The organism is Acetobacter lambici (genome assembly GCF_011516885.1).
In the GTDB taxonomy this organism is placed as follows: domain Bacteria; phylum Pseudomonadota; class Alphaproteobacteria; order Acetobacterales; family Acetobacteraceae; genus Acetobacter; species Acetobacter lambici.
This window is the reverse complement of record NZ_WOTD01000161.1, coordinates 1-771: the sequence shown is the minus strand read 5'-3', so window position 1 is coordinate 771 and position 771 is coordinate 1. Positions and strand designations below refer to the sequence as shown.

Genomic DNA, 771 nt, shown 5'->3' with positions numbered 1-771 from the left:
CGCCCGCCTGTTCCGTCTGGACGACAACGGGGTCCGCATCATCCTGATGGCCGGGATCGCGGCAGGATTTGGCGCGGTCTTTGGAACACCCGTCGCGGGTGCCGTCTTCGCCATGGAAGTGCTGAGTATCGGTTGTATTGACTACCGTGCTCTTGTTCCGGTCGCGGCAGCCTCAATCCTCGCGGATATGGTGTGTCATTCCTGGGGTATTCATCACGTCCCTTACAGGATCGGGTTTGCCGGCTATCCTGATCTTTCCGGCCAGATCTTTCATACGGATCCGGTGCTTCTGCTGAAGGTCGGTGTGGCATCCGTCTGCTTCGGCCTGACCAGCCTGCTGTTTGCAGAGTCCGTTCACCGCCTCAGCCCGGTTTTCCGCACGCTTTGCCCCATTGCCTGGCTGCGTCCCGCCATTGGCGGCGTACTGACCATCGCGCTCGTCTTCATCGCCGGATCACGGGACTATCTCGGTCTTGGTGTGGTGGCGGCCACGCCTGATGGTGCCTCAATCCTCAATTTCTTCCATCCGGGTGATTATACGTGGAGTTGGCTGTGGAAGCTTGTCTTCACGGTTGCCGCCCTGTCGACCGGCTTCAAGGGCGGGGAAGTCACGCCCCTTTTCTTCATTGGCGCCGGTCTGGGACATACGCTGTCCACCTTTCTCGGCGTGCCGACCGATCTTCTCGCGGCAGTCGGGTTTGTGGCTGTTTTTGCGGGGGCGGCCAATACCCCTCTGGCCTGTACCTTCATGGGGGTCGAGCTGTTTGGCGC

1 protein-coding gene is annotated in these 771 nt (G+C 60.6%); it reads left to right on the top strand.

The annotated features are described in order from the left end of the window. A partial coding sequence (locus GOB86_RS15660; protein ID WP_194301223.1) for a chloride channel protein occupies positions 1 to 771 on the top strand: 771 nt, incomplete at both ends.